This window comes from Berryella intestinalis (genome assembly GCF_000814825.1).
Classification (GTDB): domain Bacteria; phylum Actinomycetota; class Coriobacteriia; order Coriobacteriales; family Eggerthellaceae; genus Berryella; species Berryella intestinalis.
Map to the genome: position 1 here is coordinate 497,722 of NZ_CP009302.1, position 21,860 is coordinate 519,581.

A 21,860-nucleotide genomic window follows, 5' to 3' on the forward strand; every position below is an offset into this window, starting at 1 on the left:
GTTATCGCTCCTTTCCGTCGAGCTGGGAGAAGTAGGACGCGACGCCCTCGGCGACCTCGAGCGCCTCGTCGTCGGATAGAAGCGTGCGGGCATCGAACAGCAGCCGTTCGTTTTTGATGCGCGCGACGATGGGGGGCTCGTGCTCGGAGACGAGGTAGCGTTCGCAGTCCAGGGCGCTCGATCGTGCGAGGTCGAGCGCGACGACGGTGGTGGGGATGTCGCACATCGGCAAGGCCCCGCCTCCCGCGCGCGATATCTCGGGTTCGACGGACACGGTCGCGTCGTTGGAAGGGATCCGCTTTCGCAGGGCTTCGGCGAGGACGTCCGCGCGCGCGGAGACGTCTTCGGCGCTTGCCGAGAGCATGGCCAGCGTGGGAATGCGCTTGCGGGCGTCGTTTTCGTCGAGGTACAGGCGCAGCGTCGCTTCGAGCGCGGCGATGGTCAGCTTGTCCAGGCGCAGCACGCGCGCAAGGGGGTTTTTCTTCAGTCGCCCGATCGCCTCGGCGGTGCCGACGACGATGCCGGCCTGAGGGCCTCCGAGCAGTTTGTCGCACGAGAAGGAAACGAGGTCGGCCCCTTCGGCGATGGCCTCGCTCACCGTGGTTTCGCGCAGGTCGGCCGCTTGGATATCGACCAGCGCCCCGGAGCCGAGGTCTTCGTAGACCAGCACTTCGGGCGACTCGGGCGCTCGATGCTCGTTTGCGGCATCGGCGAGGCCCCTCAGCTCCTTGACGGATACGTCTTCCACGAAACCGGTCAGGCGGTAGTTCGACGGATGGACCTTCAGCAGCATGGCGGTGCGTTCGCCGATGGCCCGCTCGTAGTCGAAAGGATGGGTTTTGTTGGTGGTTCCCACCTCGACCATGGTCGCACCCGAGGCCTCCATGATGTCGGGCACGCGGAAGCTCCCCCCGATCTCCACCAGCTCGCCGCGCGAGATGACCGTTTCGTGGCCGCGCGCGAATTCCTGGAGCACCATCATCACCGCGGCGGCGTTGTTGTTGACGGCGATGGCCGCCTCAGCGCCGGTGATCGTGCAGATCAGCGACTCGTAATGATCGTGGCGGCTCCCCCTTTTCATTTCCCGCACGTTGTATTCGAGGGTGGAATAGCCCCGTGCGACGTCGTTCACGGCGGCCACGGCGGTCTCGGCAAGCGGGCTGCGGCCCAGGTTGGTATGGACGATCACGCCCGACGCGTTGACGACGCGGCGCAGGGAGGGTTTTTCCAGCTTGACGAAACGCTTGAGGATGACGGTGGCAACCGCGTCGAGGTCGACCTCGACCTCGCAGCCCGACAGGATCTGGCCCCTGATATCGTCGATGCCCTCGCGCGTCTGATCGACGACGATCCCGCGCGGGAAGATGTTGAGCAGGGCTTCGATGGCCGGATGATGCAGCGCTTCTTCTACCTGGGGGAGTTTTCTGAGGAGCTGTTGCTGTTCGGAGGTGGGCATGTGCGCTCGGGCTTTCTGTCGGGAACGTTCACGATCGAAGTATACCCCTTCGCTTCAGACGGTTTTCCAACGAGAGTGCGGCGGATCCCCACCGGTAATAAACGGAAAACCTTGCCGCGTTCCATCAACCGCGATCGGCGGGGAAACCTTGGGCCGCACCGGTGCTAGAATCGGGTCGGAGAGTTCCGTCGCATCGTTCGAATGGAGGGCTGAAATGGCGCAGGTTGGCAACTACGTGCTGTTCGTGGGGAAGGATCATGTTGGCGAGGGGGATCCCGTTTTGGGTGCGAACCTGTTGAAGATGGCTCTGAACGCGTTCGCCGACGCCGACGAGCTTCCCTCGGCGGTGCTGCTCATGAACTCGGGCGTGAAGGCGGTGGCCGACCCCGACAACGACGATGTTCCCGCGAGCCTCGGGCGCATGGCCGAAGCGGGGTGCGAGGTGCTTTCGTGCGGAACCTGCCTTGATTTCTACGGTGTGAAAGACGCGCTGAGGGTGGGCGAGGTCAGCAACATGGTGGCCATCATGGAGCGGATGCGCGCGGCGTCGAAGGTCATCGCGCTCTGATGGCGTCTTTCGTCATCGCATTCGATTCCACTCACGCGGCCATCGCCGCGCAGGAGGTTCTGAAGAAGCCGCCCAACGGCGCGGATCCCGTGCGCTTTTCGGTCGTATCGACCCCGGCCGAGATAAGCGCGGGATGCGGGATATCGTTGTCGTTTGAAGCCGAAACGCGAATTAACGCGCTTGAAACGCTTGTTCTGCTTCATGAGTTTTACCAGGTAGCTAGCTTGTACGAGCGTGTTAGCGGCGCCTGCGGAAGCCGCTTCGAGCTTCTCGATGGCGGTTTAATCGGCTGGTAACAAACTCGTTGTTTTCAGTCTTTTAGAATCGTCTGCGTTAGACGAGGCGCCGCCGTTCCGGGACGCATCGAACATCGACAGCGAAAAAGGAGTTTCACATGTCTTACGTAGATGACATCATCGCGGACGTCAAGGTGAAGAACGCCGATCAGCCCGAGTTCATTCAGGCGGTTACCGAGGTTCTCGATTCTCTGCGCGTGGTGGTCGAGTCCGACCAGAAGTACCAGCAGGTTTCCCTGCTCGAGCGCATCGTCGAGCCCGAGCGCATCATCCAGTTCCGTGTCCCCTGGGTCGATGACGAGGGCAAGGTCCAGGTGAACCGCGGCTTTCGCGTGCAGTTCAACAGCGCTATCGGCCCCTACAAGGGCGGCCTGCGCTTCCATCCCACCGTCAACCAGGGCATCATCAAGTTCCTGGGCTTCGAGCAGATCTTCAAGAACGCTCTGACCACGCTTCCCATCGGCGGCGGCAAGGGAGGCTCCGACTTCGATCCCAAGGGCAAGTCCGACAACGAGGTGATGGCGTTTTGCCAGAGCTTCATGACCGAGCTTTCCCGCCATATCGGCGCTGACACCGACGTTCCCGCCGGGGACATCGGCGTGGGCGGCCGCGAGATCGGCTTCCTCTTCGGCCAGTACAAGCGCATCCGTGATGTGCACGAGGGCGTTCTGACCGGCAAGGGCCTCACCTACGGCGGCTCGCTCGCCCGCACCGAGGCGACCGGTTACGGTCTGGTGTATTTCGTGGAAGAGTGGCTGCGCGTGAACGGCGACAGCTTCGAGGGCAAGAAGGTCGTCATCTCCGGCGCCGGCAACGTCGCCATCTACGCGGCCCAGAAGGCCCAGCAGCTCGGCGCGACCGTCCTCACCGTGTCCGACTCCACCGGCTGGGTGTACGATCCCGAAGGTATCGACGTGGCCGCCGTCCAGGACATCAAGGAAGTCAAGCGCGGCCGCATCAGCGATTACGTGAACTACCGCCCCAACGCCGAGTACCACGAGGGCCGCGGCGTCTGGGCTATCCCGTGCGACATCGCCCTTCCCTGCGCAACGCAGAACGAGCTTCATCTCGAAGACGCCCAGCAGCTCATCGCCAACGGCTGCAAGGCGGTCGGCGAGGGCGCTAACATGCCCACCACGCTCGACGCGACCGCGGCGCTGCAGGAGGCCGGTGTGGCCTTCTTCCCCGGCAAGGCTGCCAACGCCGGCGGCGTCGCTACCTCCGCGCTCGAGATGTCCCAGAACTCTCAGCGTCTCAGCTGGACTTTCGAGGAAGTCGACGCGAAGCTCAAGGGCATTATGGTCAGCATCTTCCACCAGTGCGACGATGCTGCGCGCGAGTACGGGCTGGAGGGCAACTACGTTGCGGGCGCCAACATCGCCGGCTTCAAGAAGGTCGCCGACGCCATGATCGCTCAGGGCGTTTGCTAGTCCAGGCGCACGTCAACCTCATCTGATCCCGAAGGTTCTGAAATCTCGGGATCTGTAACGGCGGGCCGTCCTTCGGGCTCCGAACGCGAAACGATGTTCGGGCCGGAGGGACGGCCCCGCTGCGTAGAGGGCCGCCCGCTTCGCGCAGCGCGGCTCTAGGCGATCTTTCGCTTCTTCTTCCTGCGCTCGACCGTGCGCTTCGCCAGCAGAGCCACGTAGGCGACCAGCAGCAGCGCGTAAACGGCGGCCTGCGAGAAATGCTGGATGGTTTCGGTGGTCTTGTCGGCGACGGGGACGCCTCCCATCGACATCATGCCCATACCCGCTCCGTTCAGGTCGTAGAATCCGTGCCCCAGCCCGAAGAACAGGCCCTGGAGGATCATGAGGATCATGAAGGGGTAGGCGAGCTTTTGGGAGCGCTTCCATGCGCGAGCGCTCATGGCGCTGCGGATGGACTTGAACGAAGTGACCCAGGGGACGAGGAAGCAGATCAGAAGAGGAATAGCCACAACGGCGCCCGCGAGGGCCATGAAATATACGCCGGGGATTCCCCAGACGGCGCGGAACTGCGGAACCAGGAAGTACAGCGGGAAGAAGATGACGCGCAGGACGTGTCCGAACACGATGATGCCGCCGAGTATGGAAAGCTCGGAGCGCACCGTGTAGAGGCGCTTGACCAAGGGGGTTTTGGGAAGCACGCCGATGAACATGACCACGAGGTAGAACCATACGCCCGTGCAGGCCCCGGTGGTAAGGTCGAACAGGTCGCCAACCAGGGGAATAGACGTCTTCAGGGATTCGAAGGCGGATACGTAGGCTTGCAGCGCGGCGGGCGGTCGGCCGCCGAACACGAACGAGCCGAAGTCGGGCGCCGTCTGCAGAGCCACCATGATCCCGAATGCGAGGTAGAACAGGGCGGGCCGGCGGCGCAGCGGCTGGATACAGCCGATGATGAACGCGAGGACGAACGGCGCGGCCTGGACGATGTCGGGTATGAATCCGGGCAGGAAGCTGAGCATGCGTTCTCCTTGGAATCCGGGGATGTGCCTTGAAATCCCTTCCAGCCTAGCGGACCCGCGAGGCGGTTTCCGTTGTTTCCACAACGCGAAGCGACGATTCGGCTTTCCTGCGCGCACTCGGTTTTTCACCTGCGCATCGCGCTCCCCGCCTCGAGCCGCTCCCTTTCGCCACCCGGTCTTTGGTGCCTTTCGGTTGATTCGGACCCATCGGCAGCTTTTCGCGAAACGATCGGCCGACAATGGTATCATTCCTCACGGAGATGGACGGCCTCCTGGTGGAGCCCGCGGCCTTCAAAGCCGTTGTGAGGCGCGCAGAACGTCTTGGGTGTGTTCGATTCGCACGCATCTCCGCCATAGATCCTGATGCCCGCAGTTGTCTGCTGCGGGCTTTTTTGCATGGGAAGGAACGTTGCGCCGTGCTTATCGACTCGCTTGTCTACACGCTCGAACGGTCGGATTGCCTGGGGAAGTTCTGGGGGAAGCTCGATGCGGGAGACGATGCGACGCTGGGTATCGCTTCGTCCGCCCGCCCGTTTGCGGTGGCGTCACGTTTCGTCTGCGCGCCGCAGACCACGCTGGTTCTCGTTGCCGGGGAAGAGGCTGCGGTGGCGTTCGCGCGCAGCGTCGCGGCCTACGTGGGCGACGAGCGCGTTTTGCGCTTCCCCGAGCGGGCGGACTACCCGTTTTCCCCCAAGAGGCCCGACGCGCGCGTCGTCGCGCAGCGCATGGAGGCCGCTTATGCGCTGAAGAGCGGCCGCAAGGTCGTCGTGGTGGCCTCGGCGCGCGCCCTGGTGCGCATGCTGGCGCCGTCTAAGTCCGACGTGTGCCATCCGCTGAGCTTTTCCGCCTCCACCGAGCTGGCCGACATGGGTTGCGGTCTGTCCGAGTTCGACGACGTCGCGCGGGCGCTCGAAGATCGGGGTTTCGCCAACACCGGCGAGCTCGACGGTCCGGGGACCTTCTGCGTGCGCGGCGGCGTGATCGACGTCTATCCCGGCAACCTGGTGTATCCCGTGCGCCTCGACTTCTTCGGAGACGAGCTTGACGAGATCCGCCGCATAGTCCCTACGACCGGGCAGACCATCTCGGCGCTTTCCTCGGTGGACATCTATCCGGTGCGCGAGTTCTCGTGCTCCGATAAGCAGCGCGTTCGGGCGATCGGCGAGCTGAAACGCCCCGCGCGCACCAATCCGCATTTGCGCGACCTGCTCGAACGGCTTGAAGGCGGTCTCGGTTTCGACGGCGCCGACGCGTTGCTTCCCTATCTGTACGACACGACCGTCACGTTGGGTTCGTATGCGAAAGAAGGGGTCCTCACCGCGCTTGTCGAGCCCCGATCGCTGTTCGACGATGCCCAGCATGCGATCGACGAGATATACGGCAAGGCGAAGGGCAGCGGGGTGTCGCTCGAAGGGCTGTTCGCCGAACCGGGGGAGCTTGACTTCGGCGGGGGGCAGCGCGCGACCTACCTTTCGATCATGCGCGTGGGATCTTCGATCGACGACGAGCTGCCCGTCAAGCGGGTCGAGGTCGCGGGGCATCCCGACCGGCTGTTCGGACGCTTGCGGCAGTTGGTGGACGACAACTACACGGTGGTGTTCTCCGCACCGAACTTCCGGGCCCGCCAGGATATGAAACTTGCGTTCGTAGAGAACGGATTGCCCATACAGGAGCGCCTCGACGTGCTGGACGACGGCGCCGACGCGCTCGCCGAGGATGGTTCCGGCTCCGGTTCGCCCCGGTCGACCGGGGCTTTCGAAGACGTCTCTTCCTCATCGCCCTCGTCGGGCAAGAAAACGGCCCTGTCGCGCGAATCCGACGCGCGCGTTTCCGACGAAGGGGAGATCGAGGGGCTGCGCCGGCGGCGACTGCGGCGCGGCGTGGTGAACGTGGTCGACGTCGATATCCCCTTGGGCATGATCATCCCCAAGGCGAAGCTCGCCATGATCAGCATCTCGGACACCCAGGGCGCCTCTTCGCGCCGGCCCGCGCGCCGCGTCGATATCACCGAGATCACGTTTCCGTACAAACCCGGCGACTACGTGGTGCATGCCGCGCATGGCATCGGGCATTTCGTCGGCCTCGTTCGCCAGGAGGTGGGCGGTACCGCCCGCGATTACCTGCATATCGACTATGCAGAGGGAGATCGCCTGTTCGTTCCGGTCGAGCAGCTCGACCGTGTGACGCGCTACGTTGGGCCCGAGGGCTCCGATCCGCGCCTGACCCGCCTGAATACCAGCGACTGGTCCCGCGCGCTGAACAAGGCGCGCAAGGCGACGAAGAAGCTGGCGTTCGACCTGGTCGATGTGTATGCTCGCCGCGCTGCGGTGCAGGGCTTCAGGTTCGGGCCCGACACGCCTTGGCAGCGCGAGATGGAAGAGTCGTTCCCATACCAGGAAACCCCCGATCAGCTGGCCGCTATCGCAGATGTGAAGGCCGACATGCAAAGCGCCCGTCCGATGGACCGCCTCGTGTGCGGCGACGTGGGGTTCGGTAAAACCGAGGTCGCGCTGCGGGCGGCTTTCAAGGCGACGCAGGACGGCAAGCAGGTCATGGTGCTCTGTCCGACCACCATCTTGGCCCAGCAGCACTTCACCAACTTCAAAGACCGGTTCGAGCCCTTCGGCGTGAAGGTGGAGGTGCTGTCGCGCTTCCGCACGCCGGCCCAGCAGAAAAAGGCGCTCGAGGGGTTCGCCGAGGGAACCGTCGACGTGATGGTGGGCACCCATCGCCTGCTGTCGCGCGATGTGAACCCGCATGACCTGGGTCTTGTCATCATCGACGAGGAGCAGCGCTTCGGCGTGGGTCACAAGGAGCAGATGAAGAACCTGCGCGAGTACATCGACGTGATGACGCTGTCTGCGACGCCCATCCCGCGCACCATGCAGATGTCTCTGTCGGGGGTGCGCGACATGAGCCTGATCCTCACGCCTCCCGACGAGCGCCGCCCGGTTTCGGTCCATGTGGGCGAATGGGATCCCGACCTGGTGGCAGCGGCCATCGCACGCGAGCTCGACCGGAAGGGCCAGGTGTACTACGTGTCCAACCGCGTGCGCTCGATCGAGGAAGCGGTAGCGCGCGTCCAGTCCGCGGCGGGGGAGGCCCGCATCGGGGTGGCGCACGGGCAGATGGACAAAGACGCGCTCGAGCGCGTGATGGAGGAGTTTTCGGCCGGTCGGCTCGACGTGCTGGTCGCCACGACCATCATTGAAAGCGGGATCGACAACCCCCATACGAACACCCTTATCATCGAAGATGCTCAGCGTCTCGGCCTGGCTCAGATGTACCAGCTCAAGGGGCGCGTAGGGCGCTCGTCGACTCAGGCGTACGCGCTGTTCATGTTCCCCGACAACGTTCCTTTGACCGAGGAGGCGCTTGCGCGCCTGACCGCGCTAAACGAGCATCAGGAGCTGGGGAGCGGCATGCGCATCGCCATGCGCGACCTGGAGATCCGTGGAGCGGGCAGCATGCTGGGAGCCGAGCAGAGCGGCAATATGTCGGCGGTGGGCTTCGATCTGTTCGCCCAGATGCTGGCCACGGCGGTGAACGCGACGCGCGAGGGCGACCTGAAAGCCGACGTGCTGCCCCCGGCGCTGTCCGATATCACCGTGAACGTTCCAGGGGATGCGTTCCTACCCGAAGATTACATTCCCGATGTGGATGAGCGCGTGCTGTGGTATCGCAAGATCGCGTCGGCGTCGACCCTGTCCGCGGTGGAAGACGTGTTCGGCGATTTGGCGGAGAAGCGCCCGGACATGCCCGACGAGGCGCGCAACCTCCTGATGAAAGCGCGCATCAAGGCGTTTGCCTTCGAGCACCGCATCGATCTGGTATCGGTGGTGGAGGGGCGCCTGGTGCTCGACCCGGTCGACATTCCCCAGGATATGATGCTGGGCATCCGCCGGGCGGGCGGCCGCTACGTTGCGGACAAGAGAAAGCTCAGGTTGCCGCTGCGGTATTTCGATCAGGACGATCTGCTGGAGTCGGTGTTCGGGTTTATGGAGAAGCTAGCGGGCGGAGGGTCTTCGCGGTAGGCGAGGTTCGCCCGGTTCCGGGGGCCTTGGCTTGCGCTTGCTTCCGCAGGATTACGTCGTCGGTTTTCGCGTCTCGGCGGTGTGCCGGCCCTTGCGGGACTTGATCCGCCCTGGCACCGAGCCGGTCTCCGCGAGACTCGATCCGCCCGTTCTCCGTGGGTGATGTGCGCGCGGACGTTTGTGTCAAAAAAGGCGCGGTTTGCATCGGCGTGCGTGAAAAAGGCCGTTGTCTGTCAAGAATTAAGGGGTTTGCATTGGCTTGCTCGTGGGTGTGTGAAGTGAGTACCGCTTTCACCTGGAGTTTCTATCGAAGGATTCGATGCTGGCGGTTTGAGAGAGCTTATAGAGGGCTTATACCGAATACAAACCTCCCGTTTTTTGGCGCAAAGCAGTCTCTTTGGCACACGCCGATGCAAACCGCGCTTTTTTTGACGCCGGTTGTGATTCCCACGTGAGTTTCGACTGCCTGCTCGGAGGTTTTGCGGCGGAGCCGGACAGCCTTTTGTTGGTTGGCGGTTGAATTCATCGAGTAGCCTGGTTCGCATGAAGGTTTTCGTATGCGACATATCGGCATTGACATATTGGAGGAGCGTCTCTGAACCTCCCGGGAAAAAGACGCGTATCAGAAGGCCGTTCGATACTCCGCGCACGAGATCGGACCTCGGCGCGATTCCTGGCCTCGAGGGCTTTCTTCGGTTAGGGAGCGCCGGGCGAAACAAGCCGTTGCATCTGATGGTTTCGCGGTCTGATCAGCGATTGATATCGCATGATTTCGTATTTCACGTGCATTCGTCTGATTTGCCGGTCAACTCTTTCATGGAAGTGGGCCCTGATGTATACGTCGTCTCACCTGAGCTGGCTTTTATCCAAGTATGCAGAACCCTCTCGTTGATCGAATCCGTGGCACTTGGGTATGAGCTATGCGGTACCTACAGGGTTCGTTCCGAAGGAATGGTTTCTGCGAGGAAGTTTATGACGAAGGAGAGCCTCGGGGCACTCGCCCAGCAGCGCTGCCGTCCGTTCGGGGCGGTGAAGGCGAGGGGTTTCTCTCGATTCATCGTGGAGGATTCGGCATCTCCCATGGAGTCGAGGGTTGCGATGAGGCTTTCCCTCCCGCGCCGTCTGGGCGGGTTCGGATTGCCCGCTCCTCAGATGAATCGCAGCATCGATCTGCCTGGGGAATTGGCGGATTCCTTGGGTCGCCGCTATCTGAAATGCGATCTTATGTGGCCCGACCGGATGGTTGCGGTGGAATACGATTCGGATAGATTTCACACAGGATCCGACAGGATCGCATTCGATGCTCAGCGTCGAAACGCCCTTTCTCGGGCAGGGGTGCAACTTCTGACGCTGACCCGCGAGCAGTATCGTTCATCGCAAGGTTTCTCTGCGTTCGTGCGTACCCTCTGCTCAAAGCTGGGTTTGAGGTTTCGAGAGCCCGCGGTTGCTTTCGACCGAACGAAATTCGGGTGATGGCGTTGGGTATTCTCTGCCGAGTTTGCTGATCAGGACGATTCAGACGGGGTTTGCGCGGCATGAAGTCTTGGTGATTTGCAAGGGATCCTTGCTTGCAGGATCCAAGCGCGTATAATCTCGAAGGTTCGGATAAGGTGATTGCGAGGTTGGATGAACGAGAGCGAAGCGGTTGGCGGGGACGGGCTCGATCGAGAAGCCGCGTTGCAGGGACGGCCTTCCGGAGGCTCCGACGACCGCATCACGCGCATGGGAACGGACTCCATTCCGCGGCTGATCACCGAGTTCGCCATCCCGTCGATCATCGGGATGTTGGTGAACGGGGCCTACAACGTCATCGATTCGATGTTCCTCGGGCAGGCCATGGGCTCGATCGGCCTGTCGGCCACGACCGTGGCCCAACCGATCATGATCGTGTTCCTCTCGCTGTGCATGCTCATCGGAAACGGCGGAAACGCCCTGGCGGCCCTGCGGCTGGGAGAGGGAAAGCACGCCGATGCCGAGCGCTCGCTGGGAAACACCATGTTTCTGGCCATCGTGCTGTGGGTCGTCATCGCGATAGGGGTTTCCGTTCCCTCGGTGATGGATGCGATCCTCGACATTTCCAGCGCGACCGACGAGGTGCGCGGTTACGCCGCCGATTTCATCCGCATCCTCGGCTTCGGCGTCCTCTTCCAGATCGTCGGCATGGGGCTCAACAACTTCATCCGCACGGCCGGGGCCCCCAACCGGGCGCTCCTCACCATGGTCCTCGGGGCGCTTGTCTGCATCGTGTTCAACTACCTGTTCGTCATGCGCCTCGGCTGGGGCGTGCACGGCAGCGCCTTGGCGACGGTGGTCGGCCAGGCGGCCTCCTGCGCCTCGGTTCTGTGGTTCTTCGTGGTGTCGAAGAGCTCTCCGCTGAAGCTGCGGCTTCGGGCTATCAGGCCCGATAAGGCCATCATTCCCTCCATCCTCACCCTGGGCGTGCCCAGCAGCCTCGTGCAGGTGGGGATGGCCGTCGTGTCGTTCGTCGTCAACATGCTCCTCGTGGTCTACGGAGCCCAGAGCGCTATCGGTGAGACCGCCGCTTTGGCGTCGATCGGCGTGGTCCAGCGCATCGCGATGTTCACGGTGCTGCCGCTTGTCGGCGTCGCCGTGGCCATCCAGCCGCTCCTGGGCTTCAACTACGGAGCGCGCCTGTTCGGCCGCGTGCGCGCGACGCTGGGCTACGGGATCCTCGGCGCTACGTCCATCGCCCTGCTCATGTGGGTGTCCGTGCACGTCTGGCCCGTTCAGATCGTCAGCGCGTTCGGCATCAGCGACGAATCGCTGCGCGAGTTCACCATCTTCGCGTTGAAGGTCCAGCTGCTGATGCTTCCCGTTGTCGGATTCCAGATCATCGGGGCGAACTACTTCCAGGCGACCGGCCAGCCCGTGCGCTCAATCATCCTGTCCATGTCGCGCCAGATCCTGTTCCTGATCCCGCTTCTTTTCCTGCTCCCGCCGTGGTTGCCCGTCGCGCTCCCCCAGTTCACGGGACTCGATGCGATCTACTTCGCTGCCCCGATGGCCGATGCTCTCTCCATCGTCCTCACCGGTATCCTGATCTGCGTCGAGCTGCGAAAGCTTAAAAGGAAGGAAACAGAGCTGCGGCCGATCTCGTAGTAAGATAGTCAAGCATATCGGAAAAAACGGTTCAGGCGCCTCGCGCCGATGCCGGGCGACTGGGCGCGGATGGGCCGCGTCCGATGTCGTTGCGAGTTCAGTCGAAAGGGAAGGTTCATGACCAAGGCAGCAGCTCTGACCGCGTCGGCCGGCCGCACGCGCTCTATCGCATTCGTCGCTCTGACCATCGCCATCATGGCGGTATCCGCTTGGATCACGGTTCCGTTCGGGCCGGTTCCGTTCACGCTCCAGACGTTCGCCATCATGTTCGCCATCCTGGTGCTCGAGCCCAAGCAGAGCATCGCCGCCGTTGCGGGGTACCTGATCCTGGGCGGCTTCGGCGCGCCGGTGTTCTCGGGCATGCGCGGGGGCCTCGGCGTCCTGGTCGGTCCGACCGGCGGCTTCATTTGGGGATTTCTGATCGGCGCCGTGCTGGCGGCCGGTCTTCTGCACCTGCTGCGCTCCCGCGGCATCGACAACTTCGCGGGAAGCATCGCGGCCGGCGTCGTGTTCATGGTGGTGGTGCACGTATGCGGTTGCGCCCAGTTCATGGCGGTTGCCCATACCGATCTCGCGGGCGCGCTCGCGGTCACGGTGGCGCCGTTCGTGATCATCGACATCGCGAAGCTGGCGGCCGCCACGGTGGTGGCGCGCTCTGTGGCCCGGGTGGTTCGGCGCTAGGCTCCAACCGCGCATCATCGTTTATCGAGGCCGGCTCTCCGCTCGTTCGGGCGGGGGCCGGCCTCTCTTTGTTGTCGCTTGACGCGTCGTTCGCGGCCGCCGCGGCCGTGCTCGGGTCCTCAGGCTCCAGGTGCTATTCGGAGGCTTCGATGGAGGGGATGGCCATGATGAAGCAGGCCCCTCCCTCGGCGCGGTTGAACGCCTCGATCGTGCCGTCGTGCTGTTCGACGACCGTCTTCACGATGGAAAGCCCCAGTCCCGTGCCGCCCGTGGTGCGGGCGCGGGATGCGTCGGTGCGGTAGAAGCGTCCGAACAGGAGCTGGGGGTCGATGTCGCCGAAACCGGTCCCGTCGTCTTTCACCTGGACCACGGAGTTGCCGCGCAGGCCGCACAGCTCGATGTCGATGTGCCCTTCGGGCTCGATGAAGCGCGACGCGTTCTCGACGAGGTTGGTGAGGGCCTGCTTCAAGCGGTCGGCGTTTCCCAGCACGTCGGGCGCTTCCCCTATGATGTCGACGTTGGCCTGGCGGTCGTTCAGGATGGGCCGCAGCGTGTCGACCACGCCGGTGGCGACGTCGCGCAGGTTGACGCGCGACAGGGTGTAGTGCGCGTTGTCGTTTTCGAGCCGCGTGAGGGATAAAAGGTCGTTCACCAGGTCGGACAGGCGCGTGCTTTCCGCGATGATGGTGCGTTCGAACTTGTCCCGCAGCTCGTCGGGCAGGTCGGGGTCCTGCAGCATCTCCGCCGTCCCGCGGATCGCGGTCAGCGGAGTGCGCAGCTCATGGGCCGCGTCGCTGACGAACTCGGACTGGCGGCGCTCCTTTCGAACGAGGTCGGCGTTCTGGGATTCGTTGCGCTTCACCAGCGCCCCGATGGTCTGGGCCAACTCGTCCGTTTCGCGCAGGTACCCGTCGGGCTCGAAGCTCACCTCGATCCCCTGGCGATGCGCGTTCACCTTGCGCACCAGCACCGTGAGCGGCTCTGATAGGAAGTGGCCGATCATCAGGGCCAGCGCGAACGTGATGAGGCCCGAGGGAACGAGCAGCAGGATCGAGCGCAGCGGGACGCCGAAAAACACGATGCACGCGACGACGATCAGCACTCCGGACAGCAGCGTGAGCAGCGTCGCGAGCATGGTGAAGTATGTCTGCAGGCGTTTGATGCGAAATCCCCTCGATAGATCGCCGGCTCCGGCCGATGGACGGGGCGCGGAGCCGGCGCGGTCGCCGCCCGCGCGCGGCGGGCTGGCTAAGGACTTTGGTCAGGTGCGGGCCGAGCCCTTATTGACGGAAGCGGTAGCCGTAGCCGCGCACCGTCTCGACCAGGCTGGGGTCGTATCCCGCCTTCTCGATCTTGTCGCGCAGGCGCTTGATGTGCGTGTCGACGGTTTTGGTTTCGGTGAGGTATTCCCAGCCCCAGGCGTCGCGCAGCAGATCCTCGCGGGAAACGACCTTCCCGGCCTGCTTCATGAGGCTTGCCAGCAGCTCGAACTCGCGCGGCGTGAGGTCGAGCGAGCCCTTCTCGCCCGAAGCCGTGTGGGCGTCTTCGTCGAGCGTGATGCCGCTTGCGGTGATCGCGCGGCTGGCGCTGGGGAAATCCCCGCCCGAACCGCGCCGCAAAAGGGCGTGGACGCGTGCGATCAGCTCGCGCACGCCGAAGGGTTTCGCCAGGTAGTCGTCGCCGCCGATCTCGAGGCCGACCACCTTGTCGAGCTCGGTGTCGCGGGCGGACAGGAACAGCACGGGGGCTGCGGTGATCGAGCGGATGCGGCGGCACAGCTCGTAGCCGTCCATGCCGGGGAGCATGATGTCCAAAACGAACAGGTCGTAGCTTCCCTTGCGGGCCAGGGCCAGCGCGTCTTCTCCGTTCGCGCTGGTGTCTACCTGGTAGCCCTCCTTCTTCAGGGCGTACCCCACGAATTCGGTGATGGAGGCTTCGTCGTCGACGACGAGCACGCGCTTGGGTGCATCGCTCATGGGATCTCCTTATATGTTCGCGTTGCGGCTCTGCGGCCCGACGGCCCAGGGCCTGGTTCTACTCTTGTTATAATAACCCGACAGCATCGAGTGTAGAGACGTATTCACATTATTGAGGAGCTTATACCATGCTTCTTGCCATCGACGTAGGCAATACGCAGACGGTCATCGGTTTGTACGAGAAGCGCCGTCTGCGCCATATGTGGCGCGTTGCGACGAACAAGGTCCACACCTCCGACGAGCTGCGGCTGAAGGTGAACCCGCTGCTCGAATCCGAGCACATCACGGTTGGGGACGTGACGGGAGCCGCGCTCGCCTCGGTGGTCCCGACGCTCACCTCCGCGTGGGTGGTCGCCCTCAAGCGCCTGATCGGCCGCGATCCGGTAGTGTGCTCGGCGAGCAGCGCGCAGGACCTGTTCGAGGCGTGCTACGCCAACCCTCTCGAGATCGGGGCCGACCGCGTGGCCGACGCGGTGGCCGCCCGCGCGCTGTACGGCGCGCCGGTCGTGGTGGTCGACTTCGGAACGGCCACCAACATCGAGGTCATCGACAAGGACGGCCGGTTCATCGGCGGTGTGATCGCCCCGGGTTTGGAGACGTCGGCATCGGCGCTGTTCTCCCATGCCACGAAGCTGGCCGCAACCGAGCTGGTCGATCCCCGCACGGCGATCGGCGGCTCGACCGTGCAGGCCATTCAGGCCGGCATCGTCTACGGCGAGGCCGACCGCGTGGACGGGCTGCTGGACAGGATCTTCGACCAGCTCGGGTACACGGCTCCCGTCGTCGCGACGGGGGGACTGGCCGGACGGCTGGTCTCGGTGATGAGGACCCCGACGCGCGTGAACAAGGAGCTGACCCTCGAGGGGCTGCGCCTCATCCACGAGGCCGCGCTCGGAGTGCAGGAGGACTGACATGGCCTGCGGTTTGACCTACATCCGCCAACTGACGTCGCCCCAGGCGACCAAGCAGCTTGCCGCGACGCTGTCGCCCTACCTGCGTCCGGGCGACATGATCCAGCTCAAAGGGGATCTCGGCGCGGGAAAGACCCAGTTCGTCCAAGGGGTGGCCGAAGGGCTGGGGGTCGCCGAGTCGGTGGTGAGCCCGACGTTCAACGTGCTGCTCTCCTACGATTCGGGAGCGCTGCCGCTGCACCACTTCGACCTGTACCGCCTCGATGGCCTCGACCAGCTGGAAGACACCGGCTTTTACGATGTGGTCGACGCCGACGGGGTGAGCTTCGTCGAATGGGCCGAGAAGTGCCCGGGGTGCATGGGCGCCACGTTCCTGGAGATCGAGCTGACCATCGACGAGGACGAAACCCGCCGCATACGCGTCCACGCCTACGGGCAGCGCGCCCGCTCGCTTCTCACGGTGTGGGGAAGCGATTCCAAATCCCGTCTCATGAAATTCGCAGGTGATAAGTCGTAATGCCGACAACTGAACCAAGCGGCCGCGCCGGCGCGCACGATGCGCTCGCCGGCTTCCGCAACCAAGCCGACGGCCTTGCGCCCTCATCGGAGCGCGACCTCGTCCTCGCGTTCGACACCTCCAACGAGGTGGTTACGCTGGGGTTGGCGCGCATCGTGGCCGATGGGTGCCTCGAAGTCGTCGAGTCGCGCGTGATTCCCGCCCACCGCGCCTCGAACACCCAGCTGGTTCCCCAGATAGACCGCCTGATGGACGAAGCGGGGCAGCGGCGCGGCAGCCTCGCCTGCATCGCGGTCGGCCGCGGCCCGGGGTCGTTCACGGGCGTGCGCATCGCCATGGCCACGGCCAAGGGCATGTCCCAGGCTTTGGGGGTCGGCCTCGTCGGCCTTTCGACGCTTGATGCGATCGCGTGGGATGCCCAGCTCAAGGGCGTTCGCGGACCGATCGCGGTGGTCGCGGACGCCATGCGGGGCGAGGTGTACCCGGTCGCCTACGAGCTTTCCGACGCGGGCGTCGAGCGCCTTGGGGCCGATCGCGTGGTGAAGGCGCAGGATGCGGCCGACGGGTTCGCCGGCATGGGCGGTTTGCGGTTTACCGGCGACGCCCTGGTGAAGTACGCCGACCTGTTCGCCCGGCACGGCGAGCTGCTGGGGCAGGATCACTGGTACGCAACCGGCACCGGCCTCATCGCCTGCCTGCAGCGCGCCTGGGAGGAGGGGCGGATCGACCCGCTCGACGCGCACCGCCACGATCCCGCGCTCGCGCTGCCGGTGTACACGCGGCTGTCCGATGCCGAGGAAAACGAGCGCGCGCGTCTTTCGTCCCTCGAACCGAAGAACCTCCGCACGGGCGTGCAGGATGCGCGGGCGAAGTCGCACTCCAGCATGCACGAGTCGTCTCCCATCGATGCGAACCAGGTGGTGAAGGGGATCCTGTACCGTCCGCTCGATGCGGCGCACGCCGCCGACGTCGCCGCGCTCGAAGCGCGGGTCATGGACGGGGAGCCCTGGAGCGAGCGCATGATCCTCGACGAGCTCGCCCAGCGCGACCGCGTATGGTGGGCGGCCTACGGGGCGCCCGATGGGGAGGGTGCGGGTATCACCGACGAGACGCTCGCGTCCGACCTGCGGTTGGCGGGGTATGCGGGCTGCCTTGTGGTCGACGGCGAGATGCAGGTGCTGCGCATCGGGTCCGACGAGCGGCTGCGTCGCCGCGGTATCGCATCCGAGCTGATGAAGCGCATGGCCCGCGACGCGCGCGATCTGGGAGCCGATCGCTGTATGCTCGAGGTGCGCGTCGGAAACCGCGCAGCGCAGGCGTTCTACCGCTCGATGGGGCTGGCTGACGCGGGCGTGCGCCCCCGGTACTATTCCGATGGCGAGGACGCGCTGATCATGACGGGTGCGGTTCCCGCCGGCACCCACCGCGCGGGCGGCATGGAGGTGCGCGAGCAGGAGGAGAACGAGGCGGCCAGCGCCGAGCCGAAGCGACCGCTGATCTTCGCCATCGAGAGCTCGTGCGACGAGACGGCCGCGGCCATCGTGGACGGCGAGGGGAACCTGCTGGCCGACGTGGTGGCTTCCCAGATCGATTTCCACTCGCGCTTCGGCGGGGTGGTTCCCGAGATCGCCAGCCGCAAGCATATCGAGGCGATCTGCGGGGTGTGCGAGGAGTGCTTCTCCGTCGCCGCCGGCAACCTTGGGCGCACCGGTTTGAGCTGGTCCGATATGGATGCGGTGAGCGTGACGTACGCCCCGGGCCTCGTGGGGGCGCTCGTCGTGGGCGTCGCGTTCGCCAAAGGGGCCGCCTGGGCTGCGGGAAAGCCCTTCATCGGGGTGAACCACCTCGAAGGCCACCTGTATGCGAACAAGATCGGGGCGACCGACGTCGAGCCCCCCATGGTCGCGTCGCTTGTTTCGGGCGGCAACACGCTGCTCGTGCACGTGCGCGGTTGGGGCGATTACCGGGTGCTGGGTTCGACCATCGACGATGCGGTGGGGGAGGCGTTCGACAAGGTGGCCAAAGCTTTGGGGCTCGGGTATCCGGGCGGTCCGGTGATCTCGAAGTTCGCCGCCAAGGGCGACCCGAGCGCCATCGCCTTCCCGCGCGCCATGATGCATTCGGGCGACCTGCGCTTCTCGCTTTCCGGCCTGAAGACGGCGGTGGTGTCCCACATCAACGCCGAGCGGGCGGCCGGACGCGAGCCGAACGTGCCCGACATCGCGGCCAGCTTTCAGCAGGCGGTGATCGACGTGCAGGTGGCCAAATCGGCCGCTGCGCTGGACGAGACGGGCGCGCCCCTGTTCTGCCTGGGGGGAGGCGTGGCGGCCAACCCCGCTTTGCGGGCGGCCTACGAGAAGATGTGCTCGGAACGCTCGGTGCGCCTGATCATGCCGCCTCTGCGCTCGTGCGGGGACAACGCCGGCATGATCGCGCTCGTGGCCCTCGACCGCTATCGGGACGGGCGGTTCTTCGGTTTGGACGCGGACGCCAGGGCCCGTACCGATTTGGAGCAGCCGTACTGACGCTTCGCCCGTCGGCCCAGCGGTGCCCGAGGGCCGACGGGCCGACGGGCCCTAGCGCTTGCGCGCCGTGTGGACCGCGGCGATGCCCCCCGTGCAGTTCGTCCACTCCACGTCGCAGAACCCCGCGTCCTCGAGCATGCGCGCGAAGGTTCGCTGGTCGGGGAAGGCCTTGATCGACTTCGAGAGGTACACGAACCCTTCCCGGTCCCCGGTTATGAGCCCTCCCCAGAAGGGGATGAGGTGCTTCAGGTAGAAGCCGTACAGGGCGCGCCAAACGGGATTGGGCGGCGTTGAGAACTCGAGGCAGGCCAGGGTGCCGCCCGGTTTCAGCACGCGGAACATCTCGGCGAGCGCGCGCTCGCGGTCGGGCATGTTGCGGATGCCGTAAGCCACGGTGACGACGTCGTAGGAGGCGTCGCTGTAGGGGATGTCCTGCGCATCGACGACCTCGAAATCGATCGCCACGCCGTCTGCGCGTCCCTGCCCGTAGTGCTCGCGCGCCACCTCGAGCATCTCGCTCACCAGGTCGGTGCATTGGATGTGGGCGGGGCGCTTGGCGCGTGCGAGCGCGAACGAGACGTCGCCCGTCCCTCCCGCAAGGTCGAGCACCAGGCTCTGGGGGGTGACGGGGGCTCGGCGCACCAGCTCGCCCAGCCAAAGTCGATAGGCTCCGAAGCTCGATATCGCGTTGAACCGCTCGTACTTCTTCGCGATCGAGGAGAAGATCTCGCGAACGCGCTCTTTGGAGATCTCTTCGGGGGCGGTCTTGCCGGTTGCGGTATCGATGCTGCTCATGTGCGTTGGCGGTCCTCGTCTTCTGGCCGGCGCGGCGCGCCGTGCGGAACAATCCATCCAGTGTAAACGTCCCGCGCGGTTTTTGCGCCGCGCAGGCGCAATCTCCCTCAGCCCCCCATCGTGCCGCTTACCGCCCCGCCGTGCGCGCTCCCTGGATGGGCCAAGCGCGTTTCTCCTGCTCGATAGTGATTTCGGCAACGTTAAATCAAGGAGAAATAGCGACTGGTGCGGGCGCGGGAGCCGGCAATGCTAAAATGTCCCTTACGCGATTTCCCCACGTTCAACGTATGTGTAAGGCGGGTTTGTATGCTTCTTTGCGCGCAGTACATCGTCCCGGTTGTCGGCACCCCGTTCCAAAACGGTGCGGTGCTGGTGCGGGATGGGAAGATTTGCGACATCGGCGACTCCGAGATGCTGAAGCTCCGGTACCCCGACGAGAAGCAGATCGACTACGGCCGCGCGGCCCTCATGCCGGGCTTCATCGATCTGCAGACGCACCTCGAGAACTCCGTCATGCGCGGCACCATCAAAGACGGCTCGTACACCCAGTGGCTGCGGGCCATGCGCGAAACCTCCACGAAGCTCGGCGCCCGCGACTGGTACGCCTCCTCCGTTCTGGGAGGGCTCGAGGCGCTTACCAACGGCATCACCTGCGTCGCGGATATTTCCTCGACGGGCGCGTCGTGCTCGGCCATGCAGAAGCTGGGACTGCGCGGCGTGGTGTACCGCGAGGTGGGCGCTATGGATCGCCGCCTGGTGCGCCGCGCGATCTGCAACGCCGAAAACGACGTGGTCCGCTGGAGCGAGTCGGTGGATTCCGAGCGCATCAAGGTGGGCATCGCCCCCCGCGAGTCGTACATGTGCCATCCCGAGATCTACACCCTCGCCGCCAACCTGGCGCGCCGCGAGGGGATTCCGCTGTCCATCACCATCGGCGGCAGCTACGAGGAGGCGCGCTTCATCCGCTTCGGGGCGTCGAACCTTTCGGTGGCCAACATGACCGATCGGCACGGCTACGTCGAGATCCCGCCCTGGCTTCCCACGGGCGTGTCCCCGGTGCGCTACATTCTGAACTGGGGCGCGTTCGAGGCCGACAACGTGATGGCGGCCCACTGCGTGCACGTCGAGGACGAAGACATCAACAAGCTGAAGGAATACGACGTCGCCGTGGCGATGTGCCCGCGCTGCAACGCCCAGCTCGGCATGGGCATGGCGCCTTTGCGCGACTTCATCCGCTCGGGGCTGCGCGTGGGCTTGGGAACCGGCTACACGGCGGCCATCGACGCGACCGACATGATCGCCGAGACGCGCATCGCCATGCTCCTGCACCGCGCGCTGAACCCCGGCCGCTTCATCGCCGCCGACGATATGCTGCGTTTGTGCACCATCGAGGCGGCGCGCGCCCTCCATATGGAGGATCAGGTGGGATCCATCGAGGTGGGCAAGCTCGCCGACCTCGTCGCGGTCGATCTGTCGGGTTCGCATCAGGCGCCCAACGACGATCCGGCCTTCGCCATCGTGAGCACGTGCACGGGCGGCGACGTCCTGATGACGATGGTGGGCGGGGAAATCCGCTACGAAAAGGATAAATGGCATGTCGATATCGAGGTGGCGCGCGACATCGCCCGCGTCATCGAGATTCGCGGAAAGCTCAGGGGGTAGCATGGGCTCGAAAGAGAAGGGCAGGCAGAAGCTGTCCGCCGAACAGCGCGAGGCGCGCATCAAGGCCGCTGCGGAGCGCGAAGCGCGGGCGCGGGCGGCGCAGGAGCGCTCGGCGCGCATGAAGAAGGTCTTCACCGTGGTGGTGGCCGTCATCCTCATCCTGGGCCTCACCATACCGACCGTCGCGCTGTCGGTCCTCGGCTCCGGGGCCTAGCTGCCGCTTGGGTATTTGACGTGATTTCTTATGCGGGGGACATGCATGGAAGCGCCCGTTTCGGGTTGTGGTAGGATGGCGGTTCGTTAAGACGTCGGGCCTTCCGCGACGGAAGGCCCTCTCAAAGGGGTACGCAGTGTTTGGCATCGGTGGTTTCGAGCTTTTCCTCATTCTGCTGTTCGGCTTCCTCATCTTCGGTCCGGACAAGCTTCCTGCAATGGCCAAGACCTTGGGCAGGTGGATCGCCAAGTTCCGCAGCGCCCAGCAGGAGATGAGCGAAGTCATCAAAAACGACGTGTTCGATCCCAATTCCGACGAGCCGTTCAAGGATCCCACCGAGGCAGTGAACAAGGTGGTCAGCAAGGTTTCCGGCGTGACGAAGGCGGCCGTCGACTCGAAGAAGGCCGCTTCCGAACCTGCGCCCGCATCCGGCGCTTCGGCTTCAGCGGGGGCTTCGTCTGCGGCATCCGACGATAAGAAGCCGGCCGTCGCCCCGCGTCAGGAAAGCTTCACCGAGCGCAAGGCCCGCTACGAGCGGGAGAGGGCGGCGAAGAAGGCCGCCGAGGAGGCGACTGCCAAAGAGGCTTCCGCCGCTGCGCCCGCATCCGATGCGGCTGCGGCGTCCGCCGACAACAAGACCGAAGGGGGAGAATAGC

General features: G+C 64.7%; 18 protein-coding genes and 1 tRNA gene. 14 read left to right on the forward strand and 5 right to left on the reverse strand.

The window, feature by feature from the left end; translation table 11 throughout:
• Position 1: 1 nt before the first annotated feature.
• Positions 2–1,456: an L-seryl-tRNA(Sec) selenium transferase gene (selA, locus tag JI75_RS02030; protein ID WP_039688356.1), complete on the reverse strand. Its 1,455-nt coding sequence runs from the start codon at positions 1,454–1,456 to the stop codon at positions 2–4.
• A gap of 214 nt (positions 1,457–1,670) precedes the next feature.
• Here selA and yedF point away from each other — a divergent pair, with 214 nt between their 5' ends.
• From yedF to gdhA, 3 genes are all read left to right on the forward strand, one after another.
• A complete protein-coding gene (gene yedF / locus JI75_RS09130) occupies positions 1,671–2,024 on the forward strand; it encodes a sulfurtransferase-like selenium metabolism protein YedF (protein ID WP_052241514.1) in 354 nt (117 codons plus the stop codon).
• A complete protein-coding gene (locus JI75_RS02040) occupies positions 2,024–2,320 on the forward strand; it encodes a putative Se/S carrier protein (protein ID WP_039688358.1) in 297 nt (98 codons plus the stop codon). The genes yedF and JI75_RS02040 overlap by 1 nt, the downstream gene beginning before the upstream one ends.
• A 98-nt stretch (positions 2,321–2,418) precedes the next feature.
• Positions 2,419–3,750: an NADP-specific glutamate dehydrogenase gene (gene gdhA / locus JI75_RS02045; RefSeq protein WP_039688360.1), complete on the forward strand. Its 1,332-nt coding sequence runs from the start codon at positions 2,419–2,421 to the stop codon at positions 3,748–3,750.
• Between the two features lie 155 nt (positions 3,751–3,905).
• On the opposite strand, the gene JI75_RS08680 is transcribed toward gdhA, so the two are convergent.
• Positions 3,906–4,769 carry a hypothetical protein gene (locus tag JI75_RS08680; RefSeq protein ID WP_052241515.1) on the reverse strand — a complete coding sequence of 288 codons (864 nt, stop codon included), beginning with the start codon at positions 4,767–4,769 and terminating at the stop codon, positions 3,906–3,908.
• Positions 4,770–5,025: 256 nt separating this feature from the next.
• Between JI75_RS08680 and JI75_RS09120 the strand changes: the two genes are divergently transcribed.
• The 5 genes from JI75_RS09120 (at position 5,026) to JI75_RS02070 (ending at position 12,604) form a co-directional block, all read left to right on the forward strand.
• Positions 5,026–5,123, forward strand: a tRNA-Sec gene (locus JI75_RS09120).
• Positions 5,124–5,185: 62 nt separating this feature from the next.
• Positions 5,186–8,803 (forward strand): transcription-repair coupling factor, encoded by a 3,618-nt coding sequence (mfd, locus tag JI75_RS02055; RefSeq protein WP_039688362.1) that lies wholly within the window; start codon positions 5,186–5,188, stop codon positions 8,801–8,803.
• A 972-nt stretch (positions 8,804–9,775) separates the two neighbouring features.
• Positions 9,776–10,276, forward strand: a complete 501-nt coding sequence (locus tag JI75_RS02060; RefSeq protein ID WP_052241516.1) for a hypothetical protein — start codon at positions 9,776–9,778, stop codon at positions 10,274–10,276.
• 153 nt (positions 10,277–10,429) lie between these two features.
• Positions 10,430–11,923 (forward strand): MATE family efflux transporter, encoded by a 1,494-nt coding sequence (locus tag JI75_RS02065; protein ID WP_240993202.1) that lies wholly within the window; start codon positions 10,430–10,432, stop codon positions 11,921–11,923.
• A gap of 117 nt (positions 11,924–12,040) precedes the next feature.
• A complete protein-coding gene (locus tag JI75_RS02070) occupies positions 12,041–12,604 on the forward strand; it encodes a biotin transporter BioY (protein ID WP_052241517.1) in 564 nt (187 codons plus the stop codon).
• A 133-nt stretch (positions 12,605–12,737) separates the two neighbouring features.
• Here the strand turns inward: JI75_RS02070 and JI75_RS02075 are convergent, their stop codons facing one another.
• Complete coding sequence (locus tag JI75_RS02075) at positions 12,738–13,739, reverse strand: sensor histidine kinase (RefSeq protein WP_240993203.1); 1,002 nt, start codon at positions 13,737–13,739, stop codon at positions 12,738–12,740.
• Between the two features lie 145 nt (positions 13,740–13,884).
• Positions 13,885–14,580: a response regulator transcription factor gene (locus JI75_RS02080; protein ID WP_039688364.1), complete on the reverse strand. Its 696-nt coding sequence runs from the start codon at positions 14,578–14,580 to the stop codon at positions 13,885–13,887.
• Positions 14,581–14,708: 128 nt separating this feature from the next.
• Here JI75_RS02080 and JI75_RS02085 point away from each other — a divergent pair, with 128 nt between their 5' ends.
• From JI75_RS02085 to tsaD, 3 genes are read left to right on the forward strand one after another with little or no spacing between them, the layout of a single operon-like run.
• Positions 14,709–15,491, forward strand: a complete 783-nt coding sequence (locus JI75_RS02085) for a type III pantothenate kinase (protein WP_039688366.1) — start codon at positions 14,709–14,711, stop codon at positions 15,489–15,491.
• Position 15,492: 1 nt separating this feature from the next.
• Entirely contained in the window at positions 15,493–16,008 is a 516-nt protein-coding gene (gene tsaE, locus JI75_RS02090; protein ID WP_173405178.1) for a tRNA (adenosine(37)-N6)-threonylcarbamoyltransferase complex ATPase subunit type 1 TsaE, read from the forward strand.
• Positions 16,008–18,533, forward strand: a complete 2,526-nt coding sequence (tsaD, locus tag JI75_RS02095) for a tRNA (adenosine(37)-N6)-threonylcarbamoyltransferase complex transferase subunit TsaD (protein WP_082019711.1) — start codon at positions 16,008–16,010, stop codon at positions 18,531–18,533. Before tsaE ends, tsaD begins: the two co-directional genes overlap by 1 nt.
• A gap of 51 nt (positions 18,534–18,584) precedes the next feature.
• Here tsaD and JI75_RS02100 read toward each other — a convergent pair whose 3' ends face one another.
• Positions 18,585–19,328 carry a class I SAM-dependent methyltransferase gene (locus JI75_RS02100; RefSeq protein WP_039688368.1) on the reverse strand — a complete coding sequence of 248 codons (744 nt, stop codon included), beginning with the start codon at positions 19,326–19,328 and terminating at the stop codon, positions 18,585–18,587.
• A gap of 306 nt (positions 19,329–19,634) precedes the next feature.
• On the opposite strand from JI75_RS02100, the gene JI75_RS02105 reads away from it, so the two are divergent.
• The 3 genes from JI75_RS02105 to JI75_RS02115 all read left to right on the forward strand — a co-directional run bounded on the left by JI75_RS02105 (position 19,635) and on the right by JI75_RS02115 (position 21,859).
• Positions 19,635–20,990, forward strand: a complete 1,356-nt coding sequence (locus JI75_RS02105; RefSeq protein ID WP_039688370.1) for an amidohydrolase family protein — start codon at positions 19,635–19,637, stop codon at positions 20,988–20,990.
• Position 20,991: 1 nt separating this feature from the next.
• Complete coding sequence (locus JI75_RS02110; protein ID WP_039688372.1) at positions 20,992–21,204, forward strand: hypothetical protein; 213 nt, start codon at positions 20,992–20,994, stop codon at positions 21,202–21,204.
• Positions 21,205–21,340: 136 nt separating this feature from the next.
• Complete coding sequence (locus JI75_RS02115; RefSeq protein ID WP_039688374.1) at positions 21,341–21,859, forward strand: Sec-independent protein translocase subunit TatA/TatB; 519 nt, start codon at positions 21,341–21,343, stop codon at positions 21,857–21,859.
• The last annotated feature ends 1 nt before the right edge of the window (position 21,860 follow it).

What these genes read in the sequence shown, in the direction of transcription:
- JI75_RS02060 (WP_052241516.1), top strand. Translation starts at nt 9,776, where the DNA reads ATGACGAAGGAGAGCCTCGGGGCACTCGCCCAGCAGCGCTGCCGTCCG.
- JI75_RS02085 (WP_039688366.1), top strand. Translation starts at nt 14,709, where the DNA reads ATGCTTCTTGCCATCGACGTAGGCAATACGCAGACGGTCATCGGTTTG.
- JI75_RS02040 (WP_039688358.1), top strand. Translation starts at nt 2,024, where the DNA reads ATGGCGTCTTTCGTCATCGCATTCGATTCCACTCACGCGGCCATCGCC.
- JI75_RS08680 (WP_052241515.1), bottom strand. Translation starts at nt 4,769, where the DNA reads ATGCTCAGCTTCCTGCCCGGATTCATACCCGACATCGTCCAGGCCGCG.
- JI75_RS02080 (WP_039688364.1), bottom strand. Translation starts at nt 14,580, where the DNA reads ATGAGCGATGCACCCAAGCGCGTGCTCGTCGTCGACGACGAAGCCTCC.
- JI75_RS02075 (WP_240993203.1), bottom strand. Translation starts at nt 13,739, where the DNA reads ATGCTCGCGACGCTGCTCACGCTGCTGTCCGGAGTGCTGATCGTCGTC.
- gdhA (WP_039688360.1), top strand. Translation starts at nt 2,419, where the DNA reads ATGTCTTACGTAGATGACATCATCGCGGACGTCAAGGTGAAGAACGCC.
- JI75_RS02070 (WP_052241517.1), top strand. Translation starts at nt 12,041, where the DNA reads ATGACCAAGGCAGCAGCTCTGACCGCGTCGGCCGGCCGCACGCGCTCT.
- yedF (WP_052241514.1), top strand. Translation starts at nt 1,671, where the DNA reads ATGGCGCAGGTTGGCAACTACGTGCTGTTCGTGGGGAAGGATCATGTT.
- JI75_RS02105 (WP_039688370.1), top strand. Translation starts at nt 19,635, where the DNA reads ATGCTTCTTTGCGCGCAGTACATCGTCCCGGTTGTCGGCACCCCGTTC.
- tsaD (WP_082019711.1), top strand. Translation starts at nt 16,008, where the DNA reads ATGCCGACAACTGAACCAAGCGGCCGCGCCGGCGCGCACGATGCGCTC.
- JI75_RS02100 (WP_039688368.1), bottom strand. Translation starts at nt 19,328, where the DNA reads ATGAGCAGCATCGATACCGCAACCGGCAAGACCGCCCCCGAAGAGATC.
- JI75_RS02065 (WP_240993202.1), top strand. Translation starts at nt 10,430, where the DNA reads ATGAACGAGAGCGAAGCGGTTGGCGGGGACGGGCTCGATCGAGAAGCC.
- tsaE (WP_173405178.1), top strand. Translation starts at nt 15,493, where the DNA reads ATGGCCTGCGGTTTGACCTACATCCGCCAACTGACGTCGCCCCAGGCG.
- selA (WP_039688356.1), bottom strand. Translation starts at nt 1,456, where the DNA reads ATGCCCACCTCCGAACAGCAACAGCTCCTCAGAAAACTCCCCCAGGTA.
- JI75_RS02110 (WP_039688372.1), top strand. Translation starts at nt 20,992, where the DNA reads ATGGGCTCGAAAGAGAAGGGCAGGCAGAAGCTGTCCGCCGAACAGCGC.